The 24,135-nt window shown below is 66.2% G+C and carries 18 protein-coding genes and 2 pseudogenes; 13 read left to right on the top strand and 7 right to left on the bottom strand.

From position 1 onward, the window contains the following. Window positions 1-19: 19 nt before the first annotated feature. Entirely contained in the window at window positions 20-745 is a 726-nt protein-coding gene (locus FDF13_RS03675; protein ID WP_137318495.1) for a MerR family transcriptional regulator, read from the top strand. Window positions 746-1,074: 329 nt separating this feature from the next. Beyond that, entirely contained in the window at window positions 1,075-4,644 is a 3,570-nt protein-coding gene (locus FDF13_RS03680; RefSeq protein WP_137318496.1) for an SIR2 family protein, read from the top strand. A 99-nt stretch (window positions 4,645-4,743) separates the two neighbouring features. On the opposite strand, the pseudogene mobF reads toward FDF13_RS03680, so the two are convergent. Both mobF and FDF13_RS03690 read right to left on the bottom strand, forming a co-directional pair. After that, window positions 4,744-6,435 (bottom strand): annotated as a pseudogene (mobF, locus tag FDF13_RS03685) (MobF family relaxase); the annotation flags it as partial. Between the two features lie 134 nt (window positions 6,436-6,569). Then, window positions 6,570-8,240: an ATP-dependent endonuclease gene (locus FDF13_RS03690; RefSeq protein ID WP_137318497.1), complete on the bottom strand. Its 1,671-nt coding sequence runs from the start codon at window positions 8,238-8,240 to the stop codon at window positions 6,570-6,572. A gap of 467 nt (window positions 8,241-8,707) precedes the next feature. Here FDF13_RS03690 and FDF13_RS15130 point away from each other — a divergent pair. Both FDF13_RS15130 and FDF13_RS03695 read left to right on the top strand, forming a co-directional pair. Then, window positions 8,708-8,884: pseudogene (locus FDF13_RS15130) on the top strand (DNA cytosine methyltransferase); the annotation flags it as partial. A gap of 58 nt (window positions 8,885-8,942) precedes the next feature. Beyond that, entirely contained in the window at window positions 8,943-9,821 is an 879-nt protein-coding gene (locus FDF13_RS03695) for a DNA cytosine methyltransferase (RefSeq protein WP_254668893.1), read from the top strand. A 127-nt stretch (window positions 9,822-9,948) separates the two neighbouring features. On the opposite strand, the gene FDF13_RS03700 is transcribed toward FDF13_RS03695, so the two are convergent. From FDF13_RS03700 to FDF13_RS03710, 3 genes are all read right to left on the bottom strand, one after another. Continuing rightward, on the bottom strand, window positions 9,949-10,569 hold the full coding sequence (locus FDF13_RS03700) for a CueP family metal-binding protein (protein ID WP_094452377.1): 621 nt from the start codon (window positions 10,567-10,569) through the stop codon (window positions 9,949-9,951). A gap of 72 nt (window positions 10,570-10,641) precedes the next feature. Then, entirely contained in the window at window positions 10,642-11,244 is a 603-nt protein-coding gene (locus FDF13_RS03705) for a DUF305 domain-containing protein (RefSeq protein WP_019157642.1), read from the bottom strand. Between the two features lie 106 nt (window positions 11,245-11,350). Beyond that, window positions 11,351-11,821: a DUF6153 family protein gene (locus FDF13_RS03710; protein WP_051013283.1), complete on the bottom strand. Its 471-nt coding sequence runs from the start codon at window positions 11,819-11,821 to the stop codon at window positions 11,351-11,353. Window positions 11,822-11,994: 173 nt separating this feature from the next. On the opposite strand from FDF13_RS03710, the gene FDF13_RS03715 reads away from it, so the two are divergent. Beyond that, window positions 11,995-13,320: an MFS transporter gene (locus tag FDF13_RS03715; RefSeq protein WP_019157644.1), complete on the top strand. Its 1,326-nt coding sequence runs from the start codon at window positions 11,995-11,997 to the stop codon at window positions 13,318-13,320. Between the two features lie 21 nt (window positions 13,321-13,341). On the opposite strand, the gene FDF13_RS03720 is transcribed toward FDF13_RS03715, so the two are convergent. Together FDF13_RS03720 and FDF13_RS03725 are read right to left on the bottom strand one after the other, a co-directional pair. Then, window positions 13,342-14,535 (bottom strand): FAD-dependent oxidoreductase, encoded by a 1,194-nt coding sequence (locus FDF13_RS03720; protein WP_094452376.1) that lies wholly within the window; start codon window positions 14,533-14,535, stop codon window positions 13,342-13,344. Further along, window positions 14,535-15,191 carry a TetR/AcrR family transcriptional regulator gene (locus FDF13_RS03725; RefSeq protein WP_137318498.1) on the bottom strand — a complete coding sequence of 219 codons (657 nt, stop codon included), beginning with the start codon at window positions 15,189-15,191 and terminating at the stop codon, window positions 14,535-14,537. The genes FDF13_RS03720 and FDF13_RS03725 overlap by 1 nt, the downstream gene beginning before the upstream one ends. Window positions 15,192-15,343: 152 nt before the next feature. Here FDF13_RS03725 and FDF13_RS03730 point away from each other — a divergent pair, with 152 nt between their 5' ends. The 8 genes from FDF13_RS03730 (at window position 15,344) to FDF13_RS03765 (ending at window position 24,085) form a co-directional block, all read left to right on the top strand. Beyond that, window positions 15,344-16,897 carry an MFS transporter gene (locus FDF13_RS03730; protein WP_019157647.1) on the top strand — a complete coding sequence of 518 codons (1,554 nt, stop codon included), beginning with the start codon at window positions 15,344-15,346 and terminating at the stop codon, window positions 16,895-16,897. Window positions 16,898-16,957: 60 nt separating this feature from the next. Then, window positions 16,958-17,170 carry a heavy-metal-associated domain-containing protein gene (locus FDF13_RS03735; protein ID WP_019157648.1) on the top strand — a complete coding sequence of 71 codons (213 nt, stop codon included), beginning with the start codon at window positions 16,958-16,960 and terminating at the stop codon, window positions 17,168-17,170. 1 nt (window position 17,171) lies between these two features. Further along, window positions 17,172-18,149, top strand: coding sequence for a heavy-metal-associated domain-containing protein (locus FDF13_RS03740; RefSeq protein WP_137318499.1), 978 nt, complete (start codon window positions 17,172-17,174; stop codon window positions 18,147-18,149). Beyond that, on the top strand, window positions 18,133-20,463 hold the full coding sequence (locus tag FDF13_RS03745; protein WP_137318500.1) for a cation-translocating P-type ATPase: 2,331 nt from the start codon (window positions 18,133-18,135) through the stop codon (window positions 20,461-20,463). Before FDF13_RS03740 ends, FDF13_RS03745 begins: the two co-directional genes overlap by 17 nt. Window positions 20,464-20,504: 41 nt before the next feature. Further along, on the top strand, window positions 20,505-20,780 hold the full coding sequence (locus FDF13_RS03750) for a YHS domain-containing protein (RefSeq protein WP_094452372.1): 276 nt from the start codon (window positions 20,505-20,507) through the stop codon (window positions 20,778-20,780). 89 nt (window positions 20,781-20,869) lie between these two features. Then, complete coding sequence (locus FDF13_RS03755; RefSeq protein ID WP_175406850.1) at window positions 20,870-21,442, top strand: YdhK family protein; 573 nt, start codon at window positions 20,870-20,872, stop codon at window positions 21,440-21,442. Window positions 21,443-21,490: 48 nt separating this feature from the next. Beyond that, on the top strand, window positions 21,491-23,716 hold the full coding sequence (locus FDF13_RS03760) for a heavy metal translocating P-type ATPase (protein WP_137318502.1): 2,226 nt from the start codon (window positions 21,491-21,493) through the stop codon (window positions 23,714-23,716). Window positions 23,717-23,749: 33 nt separating this feature from the next. Then, window positions 23,750-24,085 (top strand): metal-sensitive transcriptional regulator, encoded by a 336-nt coding sequence (locus FDF13_RS03765; protein ID WP_175406851.1) that lies wholly within the window; start codon window positions 23,750-23,752, stop codon window positions 24,083-24,085. Window positions 24,086-24,135 lie beyond the last annotated feature (50 nt).

The following is a 24,135-nucleotide window of genomic DNA, read 5'->3' on the forward strand; positions in this document are numbered from 1 at the left end:
CCGCACTCGAACGTAGAGGATGATGAAGACCGCCGATCTTGCCGCCAGCGCGGGAGTGTCGCCCCAGCACGTGCGCAATCTTGAAGCCGCAGGAGTCCTCCCCGCCGCCGCGCGCACCGCCACCGGATACCGCCTCTACACCGACGAACACCTCAGCGCCTTGCACTGCTACCAGGCCCTCGCCCGAGGCCACGGTGCACCCATAGCCCGCGCCATCATGACCGCCATCTATCGGGACGACACCGCCGAAGCCTTCGCGCTCATCGACGCCTCTCACCACACGCTCCATGAACAGCGCCAGGCGCTCGCCCAGACAACGCAGATCCTCAACGCCATCAGCAACGCCGTAGACGAGCGATTGCACGCCAGCGTGCCGATGTCCATCCGGGAACTCGCCCACCTGCTCGGCGTGCGCACCTCCGCCCTCCGCGTCTGGGAGAACGCGGGCCTCCTCACGCCGGAACGTCTACCTGGCGTGCAGCATCGCTCCTACGATGCCGACGACGTGCGAGACGCCCGAGTGATCCGACTCCTCCGGCAAGGGCATTACCGATTCACCCGCATCAAGCCCGTCATCGAAGAACTCCGCAACGCCCGAACCGGCACAGCCCTCCGCTCCGTCCTCGAAGAACGACACACTGCGTTCACCGCGCGAGCACGAGCCATGCTCCACGCCGCAGCACTCCTCGACCAACACCTCACCGCCTACGCCGCCCGCCCGCGGCCGATCGCAGCGTACGCGTAGTGGTGTCAGGTACAGCATGCGACATTCACTGCAATCCCCTGCATCTTCACTCCTCATTGGGGCCCGCAACCTGCGGGGTGGAGGTTTCGCCGCGTGATCAGACGAAACCTCGTCTGGCCTACTGGCGCTGGGCTGCGCGATACTTGTACCCGGCGAGCAACACCAGAGAGCTTTGCCAGAAGAGCACAAGGGAGTCGAGATGGCATTGGTCCGGACCGCTACAAGGTACATGGTCCGCGCCTTGCCGGGCTATTGTTTAGATTCGTTCTACGGCACCTTGGAATTACGTCGGTGAGCACGCTGAACGGCTACAGAGAGTTAGCGGCCTGATGTGGATTACTGGAGATGTCGAGCTACCTGACGAGATCCTCGACGCCCACGAGCGTGGCGAGCTGGTGTTCTTCGTCGGCGCAGGGGCTTCGCTGGGCAAACCGTCGAACCTTCCACTCTTTGAGAGCCTCGCGAAGAAGCTTGCGCGACTGGCGTCGCACCCATTCTCGAGGCGCGGCGGGCTGGACTTTTTTGTTGGGCAGCTGGAGTCGCTCCCTCAGGGATTCAACGCCCATCAGCACGCCCACACGCTGATTTCCGATCCGAGGTCACGATTCAATCCGCTACATAGTGCGGTTGTGGACCTCGCGGGAATCGGAGGAGCGTTCCGCGTGGTCACCACTAACTACGACGATCACCTTGCCTCTGCTGCAAGAAGCGAATCGATCGCGGTACCGGACACCTGGTATGCCCCGGCGTTGCCTCTCGGACATGACTTTGCTGGGCTCGTGCACCTGCATGGTTCAGTACGGCGCCCGAAGGAGGAGCTGATCCTCACCGACCGTGACTTCGGCCATGCATACATCACCGATGCGTGGGCAGCACGGTTCCTCCTTCCCATGTTCGATCGATTCACCGTGGTGTTCGTCGGCTACAGCCATGACGACGTGATCATGCGGTACCTCGCGCTCGGGCTGCCCTCCAGCGGCAACGGCAAGGCCTCCAAGCGGTTCGCGTTTACGAGCGACCCGACGAACAGCAAGTGGGGATACCTGGGGATACGGCCGATCGCATACCCGGTGGTGGGGCGCGATCATCACGCGCTCGTGGCGGCGCTTACCGCGTGGGCGGATCGAGCCAAGATGGGGCAGACCGATCACCAGTCGCGTGTGCAGGAGATCGTTGGCGGCGGTACTGCAATGCCACTGCCCGACCGCGACTACCTCCATGGTCGTCTCCGGACGACAGACGGCGCCCGCGACTTCGGATTTGCGACGGGATCGCTGCCCGACGAGACCAAACTCGAATGGCTGACCTGGGTGGAGGATCTTCCTGAGTTCAAGGCCCTGTTCTCACCGGCGGACGTGTCTGACGCGACGGCGGTGCTAGGCAACTGGTTCGCACGGACTTTCATCGAGTCGACGACGCTGAACGGTGCAGCACTCCAGACCGTGCAACGACTCGGGCAATCGATGACGGCTTCGCTCTACCGGACCGCCAGCTGGCTCGCTAACGACCTCAGCAAGCAAGACGCGTCTGCCGGAGAACGGTGGCAAACACTTCTGGCTACATCGATACACGGGCAGTCAGCTCCGCTAGGAACCAAGTTCCTCATGCCGTTCCTGCCCGATTCGACGGCACGCAGCACAGCCGTGCTGCGTGCCGCGCTGCGGCCGTTCCTCAAGCTGGAACGGCGTTGGTTCGTCAATGAGTCCACGGAACGCACGGTCCATCCCGATGCAAAGGTCGCCTGGAACTCGGAAGAGTACGCGCTGACCCAGCACATCATGCTTATTTTGCAGAAATCTGCCCCGGCAGATCGCTCCCTCGGTAGTGTCCTGGAAGATGCCATCGCGGCGGCGTACGACCTGCTCGCCGCGTATCACGGCGACCGAAGCTGGGACCCCCTCGCGCATCACCGATCTGCAATCGAACCACACGCCCAGGATGAATTCCGGGAGCCGCTCGACGCAGTCATAGACGGCCTTCGCGAATACGGGATCAAGGCGCTGCCCCTCTGGCCCGATCTGCCCGATCGATGGTGGAACCTCGACCGTGCGCTCATGCAGCGCCTGGCTCTGCATCTGGTAGCGAACGATCCGGAACGGAGTTCGGACGACAAGCTCTCGTGGCTCCTCGATCGCACTGGACTCTACGCAGGCGATCTGAAACATGAGACCTATCAGGTACTCGCCGCCGCGGTCGGTAGCGCGACGCCGCCGCTCAAGCAGCGGGTCTTGGACGCTGCCGACGCTGGACCCGACTACCCCGAAGAGATTCCCGACCGCGACCGTCACTTCGCGTACGCGAAGTACAACTTGTTGGCATGGCTAACGCAAGCCGACCCTGACTGGGCGGAGGCGCAGGCCGCGTTCGACGCGATCCAAGCTGAGAACCCTGGTTTCGGGGTGCGAGAGCATCCTGACTTCGACAGCTGGATGACAAGCGGAACCTGGGGTGGGAAGCCGCCGATGGACATCGAGGAGTTCATCCAGGCGCTCGATCAGAACGTGAGCGCTGCACTCGATGACCTGCTGTCCCGTGACTATTCCGAACGCCACTTCGATCAGCCCGACTGGCGAGATGCGCTCGGGCTTGTGCAACAGGCCGTCGAGCAACGCCCGGACCTCGGCTTGCAGCTCTGGGACGCCGTCCTCCGCCGCGACGAGCTTAACGACAAGCAGGTCGACCTATGGCGCGCGATCGCCGAAGGCTGGGGGAAAGCCCAGCTGGGAGATTCGGGCCTCGGGGCCGTCCAGCGCCTCACCACACTGCTTACGGACAAGGACTCCGCCTATGCATTAGGGCGATTCCTACTTGAGCAGATTCGACAGCAGATCGACGCAGCTGAGTCGCCGGTGCTCGCGTCCATGCGCGAGCTGGCGCGAGCACTCTGGCGCGAGCAAGGCGCAGGATTCACACACCGAGAAGATTCGACCCCCCTGTCGTTCGCGCCGCTCTACCTAAACTCTTGGCCGGGCTTCGTGGCCCAGTACTGGAATAGCGAGGTCGATCGTCGCTGGCGACACTCACGTGAGGATTGGGCTGGACTCAGCGACGAGGAGTCGGAGGCGCTCGTCGCGCTGCTGAACGGCAACGAGGATGCACTGGACGCTACGCAACCCGCGATTGCTGGACAGCTGTTCTTCTACTTTGCCGCGGACGCTGGTTTCGCGGCGGCGCATTTGCTTCCGCTCTTCAACGACCCGCAGCGACACGCCTTTGGCTGGTACCCGTTCCTGCACCATCCTCGGTGGAACGACCGGCTCCTCGCAGCCGGGCTGTTCGACAGCATGGTCGCCGAGCTCAGCCGTATCGACGAATTGCCAGACCAACAACTGCATCACATCTTCCTGGGGTTCATAACCTCCGTGGTGTCATACGCGGGCATCACGAGTACCGACCGGAGGCGCCTGCTTGATCAGACAGTGCTCGCGTCAAACGGCTCACATGCCGCTGCCTTCGCTGAAGCGGTCGCCCGATTCCTCCGCGAAGATGGCGTCGACGGGGCCGAGGTCTGGCGCCGGTGGCTCGGCAAGCATCTGGAACGCCGACTCAGCGGGCAGCCGCGGGTCGCATCCCCCGAAGAGCTTGCACGCTGGGCGGACGTCGTTCCTGTCGTGGGTGAATTCGTCCCTGCCGCAGCGATCCTTTTCGGCGGGCACGGCATCGGTCTGGGTGAGCGATTCTTCAATCGAGAGTTGCCGGATGGAGTCCTCGCCGCCTATGGCCCTGAGCTCGTTGCCTTCTTCGCCGAGCGCGTTCGGAACACGACCGGCACTGACTACATGGTGAGGCACCGCGTGCATCAGCTGGTCAAGGCGATACGAGGCGCGGTCGGCGATTCGGTTGCACAACCACTGGTAGAAGCGGCGGCAGGTAGCGGACTCCTCGATGCCGACGAGTGAGCATGACCTCAAGTAGGAGACCTTGGGGTTGATGCACGTACTGCCATCATCCTGCTCCGCCCTACCGGTAGGCAGGACGTAGTGGTGTCAAACTCAACATGTGGTATTCCCCGCACCGGCGGGCCCGACGAGCACGTCCACGATCCGGCCCGACACGGCGATCTGTTGAAGGGCGTCGGCCTGATCGGGGCCGAGCCGGCGGCCCTCCGCGTCGGGCCTGCTGGTGATGTTCTCGACGGTGGCCAGTTCCACGGTCGGCCCGGTCGTCGCGTGGGAGCGGTCGAGGAGGCGGTCTTCCGCGGCCAGCAGTTCCTCGGTCGAGTACAGGATGGCACTGGGGTGGCGGAAGCGGCTCGACCCGTCGGGGCGGCGGAACACGACCGGGCTCGATGCCAGCTCCGGCGGCGTCAACCGCAGCGACGCCTGCTCGGCCGCGTCGGTCACCATCCCGGTGATCGCCTCCCGATCTTCCGCCGATGCGAACCGCACGCCCATGAGCTGCCGGCTCGCCTCGGAGTGGAGGTTCCAGCGTCGCCACGTCGACCGTTTCTTACCCACCGCGGCGACGACGGACTGGCCGAGGTCGGTGATGGTGTCCAGGGGCACGTCGTCGGCCCGCAACAGTGCTGCCTGCTCCCCGGTAGCGGTGGTGAGGGTGCGCGCCCAAGAGGTCGCGTCCTCGCCCAAGACCTCGCCGGCGCGGTGACGCCAATTGGCGGTGAGGGCAGCGAGCGACTGCACCTGCTTCTCCGGTCGGGTGGCGAGCGTCGCCTGGGCGCGGAGCTTCAGGATCGTCTTCGCCGATGGCTCACGGCCGCGCTTGGCCCGGTAGGCGTCGATCAGGCGGGTCTTCTCCTCCTCGATCTGCCGAGACCGCGACGAAAACTCCGAGACTAGCTCGTCCGGTACCGGGGCGAGCTCCCATGCGGGGTTTCGATCCCGGCCCCGCTCCCTGGCCTCCCACTCGATCCCGAACATGCCCGTGATCCGGTCAGCGAGGGTCGAGTTGTACAGCTCGGAGAGGGCGACGATCGAGGCGTGCACCGGGCGGCCGGCGAGGGTCCGCCATTTCTGGTCTTGCACCGTGGGCACTTTGTTGCTGACCACGACGTGGGTGTGCAATTGCGGATCACCGCTGCGCGAGTCGTAGTGGTCGAACGCGGTGGCGAGGACGCCGGCGACATCGACGTGCGCGACCGCTCCGTCCGGTCCGGCGGCGCCGACGCGGGTGGTCGCGACCTCGCGTTCGAGGAATGCAAGCACCTCCGCGACCGCCTGATGATGCGCGTCCGCGATCAAGGATTGCGTACCGCCGTCCGCAACACCCCACCACGCCGACAGCGACTTCGGCACCGAGAACGTCAAGTCATACCCGGCGACCGCGCGGCGGGTGCCGCGCTCGGCCTCCTCCGCCTCGATCGCCGCGACGTGCTCCGCACGCGACACCGGCCCCAGCTCCGAGTCAAGGTCGGCGACCCGCTGGTCGACGCGGTCCTGCACGCTCGCGTACTGCCGATACGCCTCACCCAAAGGGTCACCCGTGATCGGGTCGCGACCCATCCCGACGAGAAGCTGGAGCTGCGCCTCGGACACCTGCCCGCCCTCGGCGAGCTCACCGCCGCCGAGGTACGGCAGGCTCGACCCCATCCAAAACCCGGGAGGAGTTCCCTCCTCCGTGTAATACCTCGTGAGGGGCGTCGAGAGATCCCGGTCACCATCCCCGGCGGCGACCGTGCGCAGCAGATACGCATAGCCGTCGCCCGCGCTCATCACCCGCATCGAAACTGTCATGCCGACAGGTGGACCAAGCAAACATCGAAACGTGCGGATGTCGCATCTTGGAGATCGATTGACGACTATCTGCGCTTCCGAGTGCCAATAGAACGCAGCACGTGACAGTGGCCGCAGACAAAACGGAAGCAGCGCTATCGCCTGCCGGGCCTCCAGGTCGCCAACGCATTCTCAAGTGCTTCGAGCAGGGGTAACCAATGCTCATGCCACTCCGACTGGTTGTCTTCGGCCCCTGCGGAATCTTGAAGCCATCTAGCTGCCTGACTCTTGGCTGCGTCCTTAATTTTGAAATCCGCGACCGTGCCCTGAGGATCAACAATCCACGAATCAAACCAGTCTGACTTCTCTTCATGCAGCCGCGCCAAGTACGAATCCGGGAAAACGCCTTCGATTGCGCGGCCTGTCCGAGCGAGTACGTAGTCAACACCCGATTCAAATCCGGAACCGTGGTTACCCAAAAAACCCTGGACAGCCCGGATCGCCTTGATTCCGGCCGCGTCGCCGTCAAACAGCGATATCGCAGGTGTCTCCGGACGAATATGCAGGTAGTTAGCGTGAAGGAAGCCTTCAAGATTTCGCACCCCACCAAAGCTTCTAAAGTGGGCATCCGAAAGGTGAGGAAACTTGTCGGCTCCTCCGAGCATCGAGATCGCCCACTGAACGAGGCGAACGTCCGATTCACCTTCCGTAAAAATGTTCTCGGACCCGAGGCCAAAGAAATCAGCGAACTTTATACCCAAAGATCCACGCAATGCAGCGGTAGCATCAACCGTTGAGTCGTAACGTTGGAGAATCGTGCCGCCCGAATCTGAGAGAGAGGTGGCGAAGATTGCCGAAGCATCCTTTGGCACCATCGTTAGGGCATGTGTAGTACGAACCACTTGCCCTGATTCCTCAAGCTTCCCCAGAATCTCAAGCGCCGTCGAGTAGAGCTCTGGGTGTAGATATGATTCTGGTTCTTCAATTAGCCACAATGAAGTCTTGCCCGCAAGAGCCTCCTGCTCTGCAATCCAGGCGAAACAAGACAGCATCGCTAAGGCCTGAATACCACGCCCCTTGGCAAATGCCGACGTCCTAGCGGGATCCGCAAGATAGAAATCAAAATGAGATAGAAATCCGCCCTGTTCCTTCGCTGGAAGGTCAAGGTCGATTTTATAGCCGTCGAGACCGGCGGATCTGAGGATAGCGGTCAGGTCAGTGGCGACTGTTTGTAATGCGTTGAAGATTTTCGAGATTTCGGCGTCGAGCTTGTCGACAACACTCTGCTTGATCAACGGAGAGACAAGTTCCCCAAACAGGTCCTCGCTACTATTCGAGGACGGAACATAGTGAACGGATGTCCCTTCAACTAGTTCCGAAACGATATCCCGGAGAAGTCGAGAGTGGTTCGGCTGGTTCTCACGGGCTACCTTGCTCGTTGATTCAGATGAGAGTCGGTAGGTGGGGTTTCCTTTATCGGAGAAGATCAATTGCAGAGTCAGCTCATCACGCTCACGGACGCGGGGAGGCTCGTAGAGAGCTAGAATCTGGTCGTATTTGGCAAGCAGCTCAGCGTCCGCCTCTGAGGATTTTTCGAACGTTGCAACGAATGTGGTCTGCTGCTTCGATTTTCCGATAGAAAGATCGTCTTGACGGACGTATCCATATGCGTTCTCGTGGCCCGTGAAGAACATACGGATCGCACCCAGGAGATTGGTCTTGCCGGTGTTGTTTGGACCTACAACAGTGACCGACCGAGGAAACTCGATCGTTTGATCGTCGGTGATGGTTCGAAAGTTTCTGACACGGAGACTCTTTATTCGCAAATGTTTTCCCTTACTATGCGTCTCGTGCTTTCACGAACGAGCTAACCTCGGTATGGCCGCACATCATGTGAGGCTTCGTGTCATGTGGTCGGCAACCATCGGTGGCGGAGGTGGGTAGTCCTTACTGTACTGTGCCTGCGTTCCTAGAGGTCCCGTCCGGAGTCGCGACCTCGCGATTGCCGCCTTCATCTGCCCACCTGCTCCGTGATTGTTCGTCCTGGCTGCCCTCGCTTGAAAGACGTGTGGCGGCTCATGAAGCGGCGGGAGGAGGCGCTGCTGATCAGGCGGCAGCGGCGGGGACGAGCGGGCGATGACGGTGGTTGAGGGTCCGGGTCGGGGACGCTTCTGAGGCTGCGGTGCTCGGGATGCATCGGGCGGCCGGTGCACCTGGCAGGTGTTCAGCCCGGAGAGTCGGCGCACGCTCGGTCGCGTCGAGGTCCGGGGTTCACAAAGCCTGCGGAGCTCTCATGCGCGACGACCATTCCCATCGCGGCCGCCCTGTCCGGGTCGGGTCGCTGTTCTCCGGCTACGGCGGCCTGGACCTTGCCGTCGAGTACGCCACCGGCGGGGAGACGATCTGGTTCTCCGAGATCAACACCCCCTCCATCCGCGTCTTCGCCCACCACTGGCCAGGCATCCCGAACCTCGGCGACATCACATCCGTCGACTGGGCGGCGGTGCCACCGGTCGACATACTGATCGGTGGGTTCCCCCTGCCAAGACGTCTCGACCGTCGGCAAGGGCGCCGGCCTCGCACCCGGCACCCGCTCCGGGCTCTGGTCGCACATGGCGGCCGCGATCGACGCACTGCAACCCGAGCTCGTCGTCATCGAGAACGTCCGCGGCCTACTCTCCGCACCCGCAATCCGCGCTCTGGAAGGCGCAACCCCCGATGCACGCAACCCCGACGATGCAACCAACGAGCATGCAACCGCCGTTCGCAACCTGGAACCCGACCCGTGGCTGCTGGGAGACGAGCCAACGCGACCTCTTCGGGCGCACGGAGCCGTACTCGGGGATCTGGCCGACCTCCGGAGAAGTGCACGATGGATCGGCTTACCGGCGTCACTGGCCGGCGCACCGCATCACCGGTTCCGGGTCTTCATCACCGCCTACCGCGAAAGCGCTGTTCCGGACGCCTTTGGCCTCGGACTCCTCGCGCGGCGGCGAGACCCTGGACCAGGTACGGGCACGGCGGGGCACGATCGCCCTAAGCCATCAAGTGATCGACCTGGCCCTGCACGGGCCGCATGGCTCGCCCGCCAGCTGGAACGAGTCGGAGCCCCTGTTCGCCCTGATCGAGGACATCTTCACCGCTGGGGGCGATACGCCAACGCCATCGCCCGATGGGAACACATCACCGAACGAACCGCCCCTGACCCCGCGATCCTGAACGAGGAGAAAGGACCACGCCCGGCGCCCGAGTTCGTGGAATGGCTTATGGGCCTCCCGACGGGGTGGGTCACCGACCCCGAACACGGCCTGACCGCGAACCAACAGAACACTGCCCTCGGCAATGGCGTCCTGCCCCTCCAAGCAGTCGTCGAGCTTGACGCACTACGGGCGGCGACCGAGCCATGATGAGCGCGGAATTCCTCACCTTGCGTGACAGCCGCAGCGCTGGTGATCGGCCACACGCCACGTCCTCGGAGTTGTGCCGATCTAGAACAGAACGATTTCCCGGGGCACGAGCAGCTGATGCCCGAGGTCAGGTGAGTTGCAGGGTAGTGATGCAAGTCGGGTCGTCTTCGTTCATCGTGGAGATGATCGCGGTTCCCGTCTGACCTTCGTGCTCGATCGTGAGGGTTGCCTCGATGCCGCGGGGCACCCAGACGCCGACGAACCCATTGTCGTAGGTCTGCTGTACCTCGTCGACGAGCACGTCGCCGCCCTTGCTGGTGAGCGTGACCTGGACCTCGGTGTTGGCGAGTTCGCCGAGGCAGGTGGTCAGGCTGTGGAAGTAGCAATCGTGCGTTTGCTCCCGATAGGGGGCGACCGAGATGTACACCTCATCATCGGGCATCGGCAGTCGTGTCTCGCGGTCTTGATCGTCGGTGAGGACGAGGGCGTCGGGTTGCACGGATGCGATCAGATCGGCGGGACGGTCGGCTACGGGCATAGTGTCGAGCCGCCCAATGACCTGCGTGGCGTCGAGTCCGTCCAGGTTGTGGTCTGTCAGGAATTCAGTGTCGACGGCTTGACTGCCGATGGAGATGGATTCGGGTTCGGGCGACGTTGTGGCGCATCCAGTGAGAACGAGGGCCGCGGCAAGCGTTGCGGTGGCAGTGACGATCAGATTTCGGCGCCGCCGCATGGTGGGGTGATTCATGGCGTGATCCTTCAAGGGTTTGAGTGGGTCGGTGCCGGGCGCTCTCGCCCCGGCACCGACCCGAGTAGTCGATCAGAGGGTGGCCAGGAGGTCCTGCATCTCCTGGATCTCAGTGGTCTGCGCGTCGATGATGGTCTGCGCGAGCTCGACGGCATCGGGGTTGCTACCGTCATCGACCTGTGTCTGGGCCATTTCGACCGCTCCCTCGTGGTGGAGGATCATCTGTTCCAGGAACAGGCGTGACGCCTCGGCGCCGTCGGCGGCTTCGAGTGCGGCCAGGTCGTCCTCGCTCATCATCCCGTCGCCGTGGTCCATCCCACCCATCTGGTGATCGTCGGGGTCGACGCCCCAGTCCTCCAGCCAGCCCTGAAGCTGTTTGATCTCGGGCCCCTGGGCGGTCTTGATCGTCTCGGCCAATTCGACGACCCGCGGGTCGACGCCGTCCTTGGCGAGGACGATGTCGCTCATCTCGATGGCCTGCTCGTGGTGGACGACCATCATCGAGGCGAACATCTTGTCCGCGTCATTGACGTCCCCGCCGGTGGCGTCCGGCGTGTGCTCGGACGAGCCGTGATCCATGCCCGACATCGCATCGTCGTCTCCGGCGGAGCAGCCGGCCAGGGCGAGTGCAGCGGTCAGTGCGAGTGCGGCGGTCGCCGCGGTACGAAACTTCATGAGTGTTCTCCAGTGTCAGCAGTCGTGTCAGTGGCGCGGGACCTCAGGGGCACCGCGTGAGTGCAGGGGGAACCGTCGGCGCTGCTGCGCCGGGTTCACCGCTCTGTCACGTGCGACTGATGCAGAGAACCTGTAATGAAGGAGCCCTCGACAGCCCCCTGTCGAAGAAGCGGGCGATCGGGAGAGATCGAGGTGCGGTGCGCGGCCATCCCGGCAGAATCCGCGGCAGCACGAGGACGAGCAGGGCGAGCAGCAGTGCGAGCACGCACGCCATCGCCATGCCCAGGTGTCCATCGCTCCCGCAGTCGGTGCAGGAACCGCCGGGATCGTGCGTTGTGCCGCTGGTCGCGTGAGCGCTCGCTGTGTCGTGATGCGCCGCGCCCTGGCGCGCCTCACCAGAATCGGTGACGGAGACCGCGGCGGTGGCCGCGTGGGCGGCGGGTGTGCCGTGCAGGTTCAGCGTGTGCATGGCGAGCAGACCGGTGATGACCGCGGCGACCAACAGGCCGCCGAGCAACACGCCTCGGAGAAGGCCGAGATGACCTCTCCGGGTACGCGTTGCTGCGGTGGACGCCATGCACCCCAGTTTACTGATCCCGCCGACGGCCGCCTGAGCGCTGCGCCGGATCGCCCCGTACGGCGCACACCGTGGGCGCACTCCGTTCCTCGTGGAGCACCGTCGGAAATACCCCAGGGGGGTAAAAGGTTGGAGGGGTTACGTGTTCTTGAGAGGGTTTGAGGAGAAGATTGATGCGCCTGTTCGCGATCCGCGACTTCCGCCACCTGTTCGGTGCGCAGATCATCGCGCTGTTCGGCACTGGGCTGGCGACAGTGGCGCTGGGCCTCCTCGCCTACGACCTGGCCGGCCCGAGCGCAGGGTCGGTGCTTGCCACCGCTCTGACGATCAAAATGGTCATGTACGTTCTGATCGCGCCGCTGGCAGCGGCGTATGCTGACCGGCTTCCGAGGCGGATGTTCCTGACACTGCTCGATGTGGTGCGCGCCGGGGTGGTGCTGGTGCTCCCGTTCGTCACGGAGGTCTGGCACATCTACGTGCTCATCGGCGTCCTGCAAGCGGCGTCGGCGGCCTTCACGCCGACATTCCAGGCCGTGATCCCCGATATCGTCACCAAGGAGTCCGACTACACCCGAGCACTGTCCGCGTCGCAGGTCGCGTACACGATGGAGAGCCTGCTCAGCCCGGTCCTGGCGGCCGTCGCGTTGACGTTCATGGCGTTCAACTGGCTGTTCATCGGCACCTCGATCGGGTTCGCGCTCTCCGCCGTGCTGGTGCTCTCGACCCACATTCCCAATGCCACCCCGAGCGGGCACGTCGGCGCCTGGGCGCGGGTCACATCGGGAGTCAGGGTCTTCTTCGCCACGCCCCGGCTGCGCGGTGTGGTGGCCTTGAACCTGGTCGTCGCGGCAGCGGGATCGATCGTCGTCGTCAACACGGTCAACTACGTCCGCGACCACCTGGGCGGCTCGCAGGCCGACGTCGCGTGGATGCTGGCCGCCTCGGGCGGCGGCACGCTGCTGGTCGCGCTGTTCCTGCCACGCGTGCTCGACCGGATCGCCGAGCGGATTGTGATGATGACCGGCGCCCTGGTGCTTTTGGCCGGAGTGCTCGCCGCCGTCGCGATGACCGCCACCCAAGTCGCATCCTGGATGGTCACCGCACCGATCTGGGTGATCATCGGCGGCGGCATGGCGATGATCGTCACCCCGACCGGGCGCGTCATCCGCGGCTCGGTGGCGAAGCAGGACCTCCCCGCGGGATTCGCCGCACAGTTCTCCCTCTCGCACCTCGCCTGGCTCGTCACCTACCCGATCGCGGGCTGGATCGGCACCGCGTCCGGGTTCACGCTCGCCTGGTCCGTCCTCGCCGCCCTGGCAATCGCGGGGGCGATCGCGGCGCACCTGCTCTGGCCGCGCGAGCAGAAGGACAGCGAGGCCGCCCCGACCGGTGTCGCCGCCGCAGAGCCGGTGATCAGTGATCGGGCGGTGCGCGAGGAGACCGAAGCCGCCGAAGGCACCCTCGCGGCGTGCCAGTGCGCCTGCGTGCGCACCGTCTGAACTCCGTTTGACGCGAGGGGCTCATACGTGCTGTCGCGTCACCGGATCAGCCGCGGTTTCAGGGTGGTGCAGGCCGGGCATCAGCTCACGCATAGGGCCGGCGGCATTCACTCCGGTGAGCGCGACCAGCACCTCGTCGAGGTAGTGGGCTGTGATCAGTGGTTCCTCGGAGACGACGCGGGTGCGTGTGCCCAGGGCGGGGTGTCCAACACCGGTGAGGGTGTGGCCGTGGATGCGTGCGGAGAACGTCGAGCTCGGCAGGTACTGGCCGGGGTCGCCGGCGATACCGAGGTCGTGCAGCAGCGTGTTCGCGGCGTGGATACCCTGGGCGGCGGAGTCGTCCCAGTGATCGATCCGGTAGGAGCCGTGGCCGGGATAGTGATGCACGGCGACGCCGCCGGCGGCGTAGATCCGTTGCCGCGGGGCGTGCATGGAGCGCAGGCGGGAATCTACGGGGATGCCGTCGGGCCCGGTCCATGGTGCGGGGGCGGCGGGCAGAGTGCCGTGCGCGACGATCGCGAGGTCGCCTTCGACCTGGCTGCCGTCGTTGAGGGTGATGCTGATGCGGTCGGCGTGGGTGCGGATCGAGTGCACGGTGCGTTCCAGGTAGGCGGCGTGCTGGGGGCGGTGCAGGTCGCGTAGCCGCCGGGCGACGTGTTCGCCGATGGCGTTCGCTCCTGGGATCGCGGCGCGGGTGATGAGGGCGACGTCGTGGCCGGCGTCGGTGAGCAGCGAGGCGGTCTCGGAGGCGACGAGGCCGCCACCGAGCATGAGCACCCGGGCAGGCTGAGTGGTCGCGAGTAGATCGCGGACGCGGACGGCGTCGGCGGCCGAGTGCAGGGTGGTCAGTCTGCCGCCGCTGATGGCCTGGTCGCGGCCGATCACCTCCTCGTCGAGAGTGCGGGGCCGGCTGCCGGTGGCGATGAGGAGCGCGTCGTAGGCGTGTGTATCGCCGGAGTCCAGCCGCAAGCGCCGAGCCCTGGGGTCGAGGCCGCGCACCGTCTCCGACCGGAGGGCGGCCCCGGTGTCGGGCAGGGCCGCCTGGGCCGGTTCGAGCAGCCCGATCGCGATGCCCTTGTTGACCAACGTCCGGTTGAACGGCACCTCACCGTTCCGGGCGTAGAGGTCGACGTCGACACCGGAAGCGTGCAGGGTTCTTGCGGCTGCGGTGCCAGCGGCGCCGGCCCCGATGATCGCGATGCTGGGCATCCTCATCAGGCTCCTTCCCCAATGGTGGTGGTGCTGGTGGTGGCGGCGAAGGCGGGCAGCAGGATCGCCTCGATGAACCACGGCGCGTCGTCGGCGTCGAGGCGCCCGGCACGCACTTCTTCGGCGGCACCGTTCATCACCACGTGCGTAGTAGTCAGCAGCCAGGACACCGGCAGATCGACCCGGAAGACACCCTCGCGCTGGCCGCGCAGCAGCAGAGCCCGCATCCGCCCCTCGGCCTTCTCGTGCAGCTCGCGGATGCGTGCCGCAGGCAGTTCTTTCATCGCGGCCGCCAGCAGCGCCCGCGACTGGTCGACCAGCACCCAGCTGGAGGCCACCAGTCGCCGGAACGCCTCGCCCGGATCACCATCCAGGGGCACCCCGCTGAGCACGTCTTCGCCGCGTTCGAGGCTGTCAACGAGGGCGGCCTCGATCAGCTCCGCGCGGGTCGGGAAGTGCCCGTAGACGGTCACTCTGCCCATCCCGGCCTCGGCGGCGATGTCGCCGACCGAAGCGTCGGGGTTCTTGCGGATCGCCGTCGCCGTCGCGGCCAGAATCCTTGCCCGGTTGCGCTGCGCATCCGCCCGCTGATTGGCCGCCCGGCCACCGCCGCCTGACGCACCGGTCGTCGTGCCGCGGGGCGTCGTCTTCTTCACCGTCATGATCCACCTCACAAGTCGTACTGGAATGTATGAGATAGTGTAGCTGTTACAACTCGTACACCGATGATCGAGTTCCGGCTCGGAGGGCGAGGCGGGGCCGACAGAGAGGAGATGACTACCATGTCCACGACACACATCCCTGGGGGTGCGCGATGAGCGACACCGCCGCGCCGCGTGCCGGCGCCAAGCAGTGGTGGGGGCTTGCCGTTCTGGTGATCCCCTCGACGCTGCTGTTCATGATGCTCACGATCCTGTTTCTCGCCGCCCCGAATCTGGCCGCGGACCTGAATCCGTCGAGCACGCAGCTGCTGTGGATTCTCGACATCTACGGCTTCGTGATGGCCGGGTTCCTCGTCGCGATGGGCGTGCTCGGCGATCGGATCGGCAAGCGCCTGCTCATGGTGATCGGCGCGATCCTGTTCGCCGCTGTCTCGATCGCCGCGGCGCTGACGACGATCCCGGAACTGATGATCGTCTGGCGGGCCGTCCTCGGGCTGGCTGCGGCGATGATGGTGCCGGCGACGATCGGGCTGATCTTCGTGCTTTTCGCCGATGCGAAGCAGCGCGGTGTCGCGATCGGCGTGTGGGCCGGCGGCATCTCCGCTGGTGTGGCGCTGGGCCCGCTGCTGTCCGGCTTGCTGCTGGAGGCCTTCGGCTGGCAGGCGACGTTCCTGGTCGCGGTGCCGATCATGGCGCTCGTCGCGATCGCCGCCCCCATCCTCGTGCCCGAGCATCGTGACCCGTCGGCGCGGATCGACCTGTTCAGCGCACTGCTGCTGGTCGCGGGTCTGCTGGCGATCATCTACGGCATCAAGCGCTTCGCCGCCCAGGAGCCGGCCGGCCCCTCGATCGGGCTGCTGGTCGCGGGCGCGCTGATCGGCCTGTGGTTCGTGATCCGGCAGCTGCGCGCCAAGCAGCCGCTGCTGGATGTTCGACTGTTCGCCAACCGCACCGTGTCCGGGGCACTGGCAGTGTTCCTGCTCTCGGCCGCAGCGCTCGGCGGGGTGTACTCGCTGTTCACCCAGTACCTCCAGCAGGTCCAGGAGCTCTCGCCGTTGCAGGCGGGCCTGTCGATCCTGCCGGCCGCGGCGGTGCTAATCGTCGTCTCGACGCTCTCCCCGGTGCTCGCGCGCAGGTTCCGGCCCGGCAACGTGATCGCGGTCGGCCTGCTCACCCAGGTCGTCGGCTACATCCTGTTCACCCAGCTCGACGCCGGCACGGGTCTGGCGCTGGTGATCGCGAGCTTCGTCATCACCTACCCCGGCGTGGCCCCCTCGATGGCGCTGACCACCGACCTCGTCGTCGGCTCCGTGCCGCCGGAGAAGACCGGCGGGGCCTCCGGCCTCGCCACCACCGCTAACGACCTGGGCATCTCGCTCGGTGTCGCGGTGATCGGCAGCGTCGGGATCGCCGCCTACCGCAGCCAGATCGGCGATCTGCTGCCCGGCGGCCTGCCCGCCGATGCCGCCGCGGCGGCATCGGACAGCGTCGACGGCGCCATGGCCGCAGCGGCCCAGCTGCACGGTGCGCTCGGAGAGCAGGTGGTGGCCGCCGCGCAGACCGCGTTCACCGGCGGGCTCAACACTGCGGCCATCGTCTCGGCGGTCATCGCCGGTCTCGCGGCGATCATCGCCGCCACGAGGCTGCGCCACGTCCGCCCGACTGGTGAAGCACAGCAGGCCGCCGAGGAGCAGGCCGCACCTTGACTTATACCCCTGGGGGGTATTAGCCTGAATGCAAGTCGTACACGAGTGAAGGAGTTAGAGATGGCAACCACGACCGAGTACCAGGTGACCGGGATGAGCTGCGGGCACTGCGAGAGCGCGATCCGCGCCGAGGTGTCCGAGATCGCCGGGGTGACCGGCATCGAGGTCAGCGCTCAGACCGGGCGGCTGGCCGTGACCAGCGAGCAGCCGGTCGATGACGCCGCGGTGATCGCGGCGGTCGACGAGGCCGGCTACACCGCCGTCAGGAGCTGACATGAAAGCACCTGCACGGCTGGGCCTGTACGGGCTGGTGCTGGTGGCCGTGTTCGCCGTGGCCGCGTTCACGGCGAACGCGGTCGTCCCGGAGAGCACGGTGCAGGCCTGGGCAGAAGACACCGAGAGCACCACCCACCAAGGACACGAAGAAGGAGGAGAAGACATGGACAGCACCGGGCACGAGGGCCACGACGCCGGGGCCGGGTCGCTCGGCCTGGGCATCGCGCAGGACGGCTACCAGCTCACCGCCGTCACCGCCCCGGACGCCCTCGGCACAGACGGTGAGCTGTCGCTGACGGTCACCGGCCCGGACGGCAAGCCGGTCACCGACTACGAGCTGGAGCACGAGAAAGAGCTGCACCTGATCGTCGTCCGCGCCGACGGCACGCATTTCCGTCACGTCCACCCCGAACGAGGCGCCGATGGCGCCTGGTCGATCCCGTGGCAGTGGGAGGCGGCCGGCACCTACCGGGTGTTCGCCGACTTCGTACCCGCCGAGCACGGCGAGGGCATCACCCTGTCAACTGCGGTGCAGGTGCCCGGCGACTACGACCCCGCCGCGGCCGAACCAGTCACCGAGACCACGGTCGAGGGGTTCGACGTCACGGTCGAGGGCGATCTGGTCGCCGGTTCCGCATCGGAGCTGACCATGACCGTCACCCGTGACGGAGAGCCGGTCACCGCGCTGGAGCCGTACCTGGGGGCGTTCGGGCACCTGGTCGCGCTGCGCGACGGCGACCTGGCCTACCTGCACGTCCATCCCCACGGGGATGCACCGAAGGCCGGTGAGACGTCCGGGCCTCAGATCGTTTTCGAGGCCACCGCCCCCACGCCCGGCCGGTACCTGCTCTACCTCGACTTCCAGGTCGACGGTCAGGTGCACACCGCGCCGCTGGTGATCGATACCACCGGTGGGGCCGAGGGCGAGCACGGCGGCGGGCATGAGGAAGGAGGAGACCATGACCACGGCGAGTGATCCGATCATCAGCACGAACAGTGTCGAGCTGCAGATCGGCGGGATGACCTGCGCCTCCTGCGCGAACCGGATCGAGAAGAAGCTCAACAAGCTCGACGGTGTCACCGCGTCCGTGAACTATGCGACCGAGAAGGCCAGCGTCACCGCCCCTGCGGACTATGACCCGCAGCTGCTCATCGCCGAGGTGGAGAAGACCGGCTACAGCGCCGATCTGCCCACCCCGAAGGGAACAGCTCCCGAGTCCGGTAGTAACGGCGAGGGCGAGTCGCGTGAGGATGCCGAGCTGCGCAGCCTGCGGCAGCGCCTCATCGGCTCGGCCGTCCTGGCGGTACCGGTCATCGCGATGGCGATGATCCCCGCGCTGCAATTCGACTACTGGGGCTTCGCTTCCCTCGCGCTGGCAGCACCCGTGGTGGTGTGGGCGGGCTGGCCGTTCCACAAGGCCGCCTGGATGAACCTCAAACACGGTGCCGCGACGATGGACACCCTCATCTCCGTGGGCACGACCGCGGCGATGATCTGGTCCCTGGTGGCGCTGTTCTTCGGCACCGCGGGCGATCGCGGCGTCGTCCACCCGTTCGAGTTCACCATCTCCCGCTCCGACGGGCTCGAGCACATCTACCTGGAGGTCGCCGCCGGGGTGATCACGTTCATCCTGCTCGGCCGCTACTTCGAGAAGCGCTCCAAGCGCCGCGCCGGGGCCGCCCTGCGTGCCCTCCTGGAGCTCGGTGCGAAGGAAGTCTCCGTCCTCCGGAACGGGAAGGAGGAACGCGTCTCCATCGACGAGCTGAGCGTGGATGACGAGTTCGTCGTCCGGCCGGGCGAGAAGATCGCTACCGACGGCGTCATCACCTCCGGCAGCTCCGCGATCGACGCGTCCATGCTCACCGGCGAGTCCGTGCCCGTCGAGGTCGCCGAGGGCGACACCGTGACCGGTGCGACCGTGAACGCCGGCGGGCGCCTCGTCGTAAAGGCCACTCGGGTCGGTGCGGATACGCAGCTGGCGCAGATGGCCAAGCTCGTCGAGGACGCCCAGTCCGGTAAGGCCGAGATCCAGCGTCTGGCCGACAAGGTGTCCGGGGTGTTCGTGCCCATCGCGATCGCCGTCGCCGTGGCCGCGCTCGGTGCCTGGATCGGGGCCGGGTTCCCGCTCTCGGCCGGGTTCACCGCCGCAGTCGCGGTGCTCATCATCGCCTGCCCCTGCGCCCTCGGCCTCGCCACGCCGACAGCGCTGCTGGTCGGCACCGGTCGGGGAGCGCAGATGGGTGTGCTCATCAAGGGCCCCGAGGTCCTGGAATCGACCAAGAAGGTCGACACGATCGTGCTGGACAAGACCGGCACCGTCACCACCGGCAAGATGACCCTCACCGAGGCGATTCCCGCCGAGGGTGCGGACCGGGGTGAGCTGCTGCGCATCGCCGGCGGCCTGGAGGACTTCTCTGAGCACCCGATCGCGCAGGCCATCGCCGCCGGTGCCACCAGCGAGGTCGGCGAGCTGCCTGCCCCGGAGTCGTTCGAGAACATCGAGGGCAAGGGCGTGCAGGGCGTCGTCGATGGCCACGCCGTCGTCGCCGGCCGCGAGTCGCTGCTGGCGGACTGGTCGATCCACCTGGACGACACTCTCCGGACTGCGAAGCAGGAGGCCGAATCGCAGGGCAAGACCGCGATCGCGGTCGGCTGGGACGGGCAGGCCAGGGGCGTGCTGGTCGTCTCCGACCAGATCAAGCCGACCTCGGCTGAGGCGATCCGCCAGTTCACGGAGCTGGGCCTGACCCCGGTGCTGCTGACCGGTGACAACCAGGCGGTGGCCGAGCAGGTTGCCGCCGAGGTCGGCATCACCCAGGTCATCGCTGAGGTCCTGCCCAAGGACAAGGTCGATGTCGTCACCCGCCTCCAAGGCGAGGGGAAGACGGTGGCGATGGTCGGTGACGGCGTCAACGACGCCCCCGCCCTCGCCCAAGCCGACCTCGGGCTCGCGATGGGCACCGGCACCGACGTCGCGATCGAGGCCGCCGACATCACCCTGGTGCGCGGCGACCTGCGCGCCGCGGCGGACGCGATCCGGCTCTCGCGGAAGACGCTGGGCACGATCAAGACGAACCTGTTCTGGGCCTTCGCCTACAACACCGCCGCGATCCCGCTGGCCGCGTTCGGGCTCTTGAACCCGATGCTCGCCGGTGCCGCGATGGCGCTCTCGTCCGTGTTCGTCGTCTCCAACAGCCTCCGGCTGCGCACCTTCAAGGCCCGCGCGGACGACGCCTCCACTCCGGCACCGGCCGGAGCGGCGGCGGCTCGCGAGCCGGTCGCCGCCTGAACCATCAATTGTCATCACCCAACCACGAAAGGACCTATCCGATGACTGCACACGAGAACCTCAACCTCACCGACACCTCCGCCACCTCGGGAGGGGGCTGCTGCGGCGGGCACGCACCGAGCGCTGAGGCGGTCGCCAAGACCCCGGAGGCGGAGATGGCCGAGTGCCCGGTCATGGCCGGCACCCCGGTCGTGAAGGCCGACGCCGAGGCCGCCGGTCTCTACCGCGACCACAACGGCCAGCGGTACTGGTTCTGCTGCGCCGCCTGCGGCCCGCTGTTCGACGCCGACCCCGACCGGTACGCCAACGCCGCCTGAGAGACCACCAGAACAACCCGGGTTCCGTGCCTCCCGCACCCGGTGGAAGGCACGGAACCACCCGCATCCCATGAGCAAGGAGTTCTCCGTTGAACACGCGCATGACCACCCTCATCGCCGCAGGCATTCTCGGCAGCAGCCTCGCCCTGGCCGGCTGCTCCGCCGCAGACGAACCCGCGGAGCCCTCGGCGTCACAGAGCGAGGACGCACACGGCGGCCACGACGGTATGGATCATCCCGCCGACGGCGGCCCGGTGCCCGAGGGCATGACCGAAGCGGTCGACCCCGAGTACCCCGTGGGCACCGAGGTCACTCTGACCGCCGACCACATGGAGGGCATGGACGGCGCCACCGCCACTATCGTCGGCGCCTACGACACCTACACCTACGCGATCGACTACACCCCGGTCGGCGGCGGTGAACCGGTGACCGACCACAAGTGGGTCGTCCAGGAAGAACTCCAGAACCCCGGCGATGAGCGCCTGGCCGATGGCACCGAGGTCACCGTCACCGCCGATCACATGGACGGCATGGACGGCGCGACGGCGACGATCGCGTCCTCGACCGACGAAACCGTCTACGTCGTCGACTACGAAGCAGACGGCATGGAGATGACGAACCACAAATGGGTCGTGGAAAACGAGATACAGCCCGCCTCCTGACCCCGCAGGAGCATCCGGGCTGGAGCGAAGAAAAGGGACGGACAGAACATGAGCGAGAAGCACGCCCACCACGGCACCGAGGTCGATGAGCACACCGGCCACCACAGCCACGCACAGCACCACGAGCACACCGGCCACCACAGCCACGCACAGCACCACGAGCACAACGCTCACCAGGGGCACGGCACCCATACCGAGCATGGCGGCCACGAGACTCATACTGGTCACGACCATGCCGGGCATACGGACCACGGCGGGCACGGAGGCCACTCTGGGCACGAGGGGCACGGTGATCACGTCGGCCAGTTCCGCCGGCTCTTCTGGATCATGCTGGTTCTCGCGGTCCCGGTCGTTGGGTTCAACGACATGTTCGCCCACCTCCTCGGCTACCACCTGCCCGACGCGGAGTGGGTTTGGTGGGTCTCGCCGATCCTCGGCACCGCCATCTACTTCTGGGGCGGCTGGCCCTTCCTCACCGGCGGACTGAGCGAGATCCGCTCCCGCAAGCCCGGCATGATGCTCCTGATCGCCCTGGCGATCACGGTCGCGTTCCTCGCTTCCTGGGGCGCGAGCCTGCACATCCTGCACCATGAGCTGAACTTCTGGTGGGAACTGGCGCTGCTGGTGGTCATCATGCTGCTGGGTCACTGGATCGAGATGCGCTCGCTGGCTCAGACCACCTCCGCCCTGGATTCCCTCGCAGCACTCCTGCCCGACGAGGCGGAGCGGGTCGATGGCGACGAGGTTGTGAAGGTCGCACCGGCGGAACTGCGGGTCGGCGATGTAGTCATCGTGCGACCCGGAGCGTCCGTACCGGCCGACGGCAAGATCGTCGACGGCAGCGCCAGCATGGACGAGTCGATGGTCACCGGCGAGTCCAAGACGGTGCGCCGCGAGGCCGGCGAGAACGTCGTCGCCGGCACCGTGGCGACCGACTCCGGTCTGCGCGTCGAGGTCACCGCCACTGGTGATGACACTGCCCTGGCCGGAATCCAGAAGCTCGTCACCGACGCCCAGGCCTCCTCCTCCCGCGCCCAGCGCATCGCCGACACCGCGGCGGCCTGGCTGTTCTGGTTCGCCCTGGGAGCCGCAGTGATCACCGCGCTCGCATGGACGCTGCTGGGAATGCCCGACGCCGCGGTGGTGCGCACCATCACCGTACTGGTCATCGCCTGCCCACACGCCCTGGGCCTCGCGATCCCGCTGGTCGTCTCGATCGCGACCGAGCGCGCCGCCCGAGGCGGGGTACTCATCAAGGACCGGCTCGCACTCGAGTCCATGCGCACCGTCGACGCCGTGCTGTTCGATAAAACCGGCACCCTCACCAAGGGAGAACCCACCGTCACCGCGATCGATCCCATCGAAGGACGTGACGAAGACGACGTGCTCGCCCTGGCTGCGGCGGCCGAAGCCGACAGCGAACACCCGCTGGCCCGCGCCATCACCGGAGCCGCCAGATCCAAAAAAATCCAGGTGCCGAAAGCCTCGGACTTCTCCTCGTCCCCGGCCGTGGGAGTCAAGGCCACCGTCGATGGCGCCGTCATTGAGGTCGGGGGCCCCTACCTGCTCGACCAGCAGAACCGAGATGAGCTGCCGGTGGCCGACCAGTGGCGGGAGGAGGGCGCGATCATCCTCCACGTCCTCGCCGACGGCGACGTGATCGGCGCGCTGCGGCTCGCCGATGAGATCCGTCCCGAGTCCCGCGACGCCGTCGACGCCCTACACTCCGCCGGTGCTCAGGTCGTAATGATCACCGGCGACGCGCAGGCCGTCGCCGACACCGTAGCCAAGGATCTCGGCATTGATCGGGTCTTCGCGGGCGTGCGCCCCGAGGACAAGGCCGCGAAAGTCAAGGAACTCCAAGACGAGGGCCGCAAGGTCGCGATGGTCGGCGACGGCGTGAACGATGCCCCCGCATTGGCCCAGGCCGACGTCGGCATCGCCATCGGCGCAGGCACCGACGTCGCCATCGGTTCCGCAGGCGTCATCCTCGCCTCCTCCGATCCGCGCTCAGTGCTCTCGGTGTTCGAACTCTCCCGCGCCAGCTACCGAAAGATGAAGCAAAACCTGTGGTGGGCCGCAGGGTACAACCTGATCTCCGTGCCGCTCGCGGCGGGCATTCTCGCGCCCATCGGGTTCGTGCTGCCGATGAGCATCGGCGCGATCCTGATGTCGGCTTCGACCGTCGTCGTCGCACTCAACGCGCAGTTGCTCCGGCGCCTGAACCTCGATCCCGCGGCCAGCGCGCGGCGGCTACTCAACCGCTCCGAGTGATCCGGACTGTCCCTATCGTCCATCAGGAGACCGATGATGAGCACCCTGTCCCTTCCCTCCGGTCACGCTTCCGAGAGCGCGGCCGACCGCGGCTACATCAGCGACAAGGCCCGCTACCTCGCTCGCCTCAGGCGCATCGAGGGACAAGCCCGCGGCATCCACCGCATGATCGATGAGGACGCCTACTGCATCGACATCCTCACCCAAGTAAGTGCGATCACCTCCGCGCTAGAGAACGTCGCGATCGGTCTCCCCGATGACCATCTCAGGCACTGCGTCACCGGCGCCATCCGGAACGGTGAGACCGCAGCCGATCACAAGATCGATGAGGCATCCCAAGCCATCGCCCGACTGATCAAGTCCACCTGAAGGAAGGAAACCGATGCGACTCCTCACCCGCATGACCTCAGCCATAGCCC

The organism is Brevibacterium sp. CS2, from assembly GCF_005280295.1.
GTDB lineage: Bacteria > Actinomycetota > Actinomycetes > Actinomycetales > Brevibacteriaceae > Brevibacterium > Brevibacterium pityocampae.

What these genes read in the sequence shown, in the direction of transcription:
- FDF13_RS03675 (WP_137318495.1), top strand. Translation starts at nt 20, where the DNA reads ATGATGAAGACCGCCGATCTTGCCGCCAGCGCGGGAGTGTCGCCCCAG.
- FDF13_RS03760 (WP_137318502.1), top strand. Translation starts at nt 21,491, where the DNA reads ATGAGCGAGAAGCACGCCCACCACGGCACCGAGGTCGATGAGCACACC.
- FDF13_RS03710 (WP_051013283.1), bottom strand. Translation starts at nt 11,821, where the DNA reads ATGGCGTCCACCGCAGCAACGCGTACCCGGAGAGGTCATCTCGGCCTT.
- FDF13_RS03725 (WP_137318498.1), bottom strand. Translation starts at nt 15,191, where the DNA reads ATGACGGTGAAGAAGACGACGCCCCGCGGCACGACGACCGGTGCGTCA.
- FDF13_RS03745 (WP_137318500.1), top strand. Translation starts at nt 18,133, where the DNA reads ATGACCACGGCGAGTGATCCGATCATCAGCACGAACAGTGTCGAGCTG.
- FDF13_RS03730 (WP_019157647.1), top strand. Translation starts at nt 15,344, where the DNA reads ATGAGCGACACCGCCGCGCCGCGTGCCGGCGCCAAGCAGTGGTGGGGG.
- FDF13_RS03740 (WP_137318499.1), top strand. Translation starts at nt 17,172, where the DNA reads ATGAAAGCACCTGCACGGCTGGGCCTGTACGGGCTGGTGCTGGTGGCC.
- FDF13_RS03715 (WP_019157644.1), top strand. Translation starts at nt 11,995, where the DNA reads ATGCGCCTGTTCGCGATCCGCGACTTCCGCCACCTGTTCGGTGCGCAG.
- FDF13_RS03705 (WP_019157642.1), bottom strand. Translation starts at nt 11,244, where the DNA reads ATGAAGTTTCGTACCGCGGCGACCGCCGCACTCGCACTGACCGCTGCA.
- FDF13_RS03680 (WP_137318496.1), top strand. Translation starts at nt 1,075, where the DNA reads ATGTGGATTACTGGAGATGTCGAGCTACCTGACGAGATCCTCGACGCC.
- FDF13_RS03735 (WP_019157648.1), top strand. Translation starts at nt 16,958, where the DNA reads ATGGCAACCACGACCGAGTACCAGGTGACCGGGATGAGCTGCGGGCAC.
- FDF13_RS03750 (WP_094452372.1), top strand. Translation starts at nt 20,505, where the DNA reads ATGACTGCACACGAGAACCTCAACCTCACCGACACCTCCGCCACCTCG.
- FDF13_RS03765 (WP_175406851.1), top strand. Translation starts at nt 23,750, where the DNA reads ATGATGAGCACCCTGTCCCTTCCCTCCGGTCACGCTTCCGAGAGCGCG.
- FDF13_RS03720 (WP_094452376.1), bottom strand. Translation starts at nt 14,535, where the DNA reads ATGAGGATGCCCAGCATCGCGATCATCGGGGCCGGCGCCGCTGGCACC.
- FDF13_RS03700 (WP_094452377.1), bottom strand. Translation starts at nt 10,569, where the DNA reads ATGAATCACCCCACCATGCGGCGGCGCCGAAATCTGATCGTCACTGCC.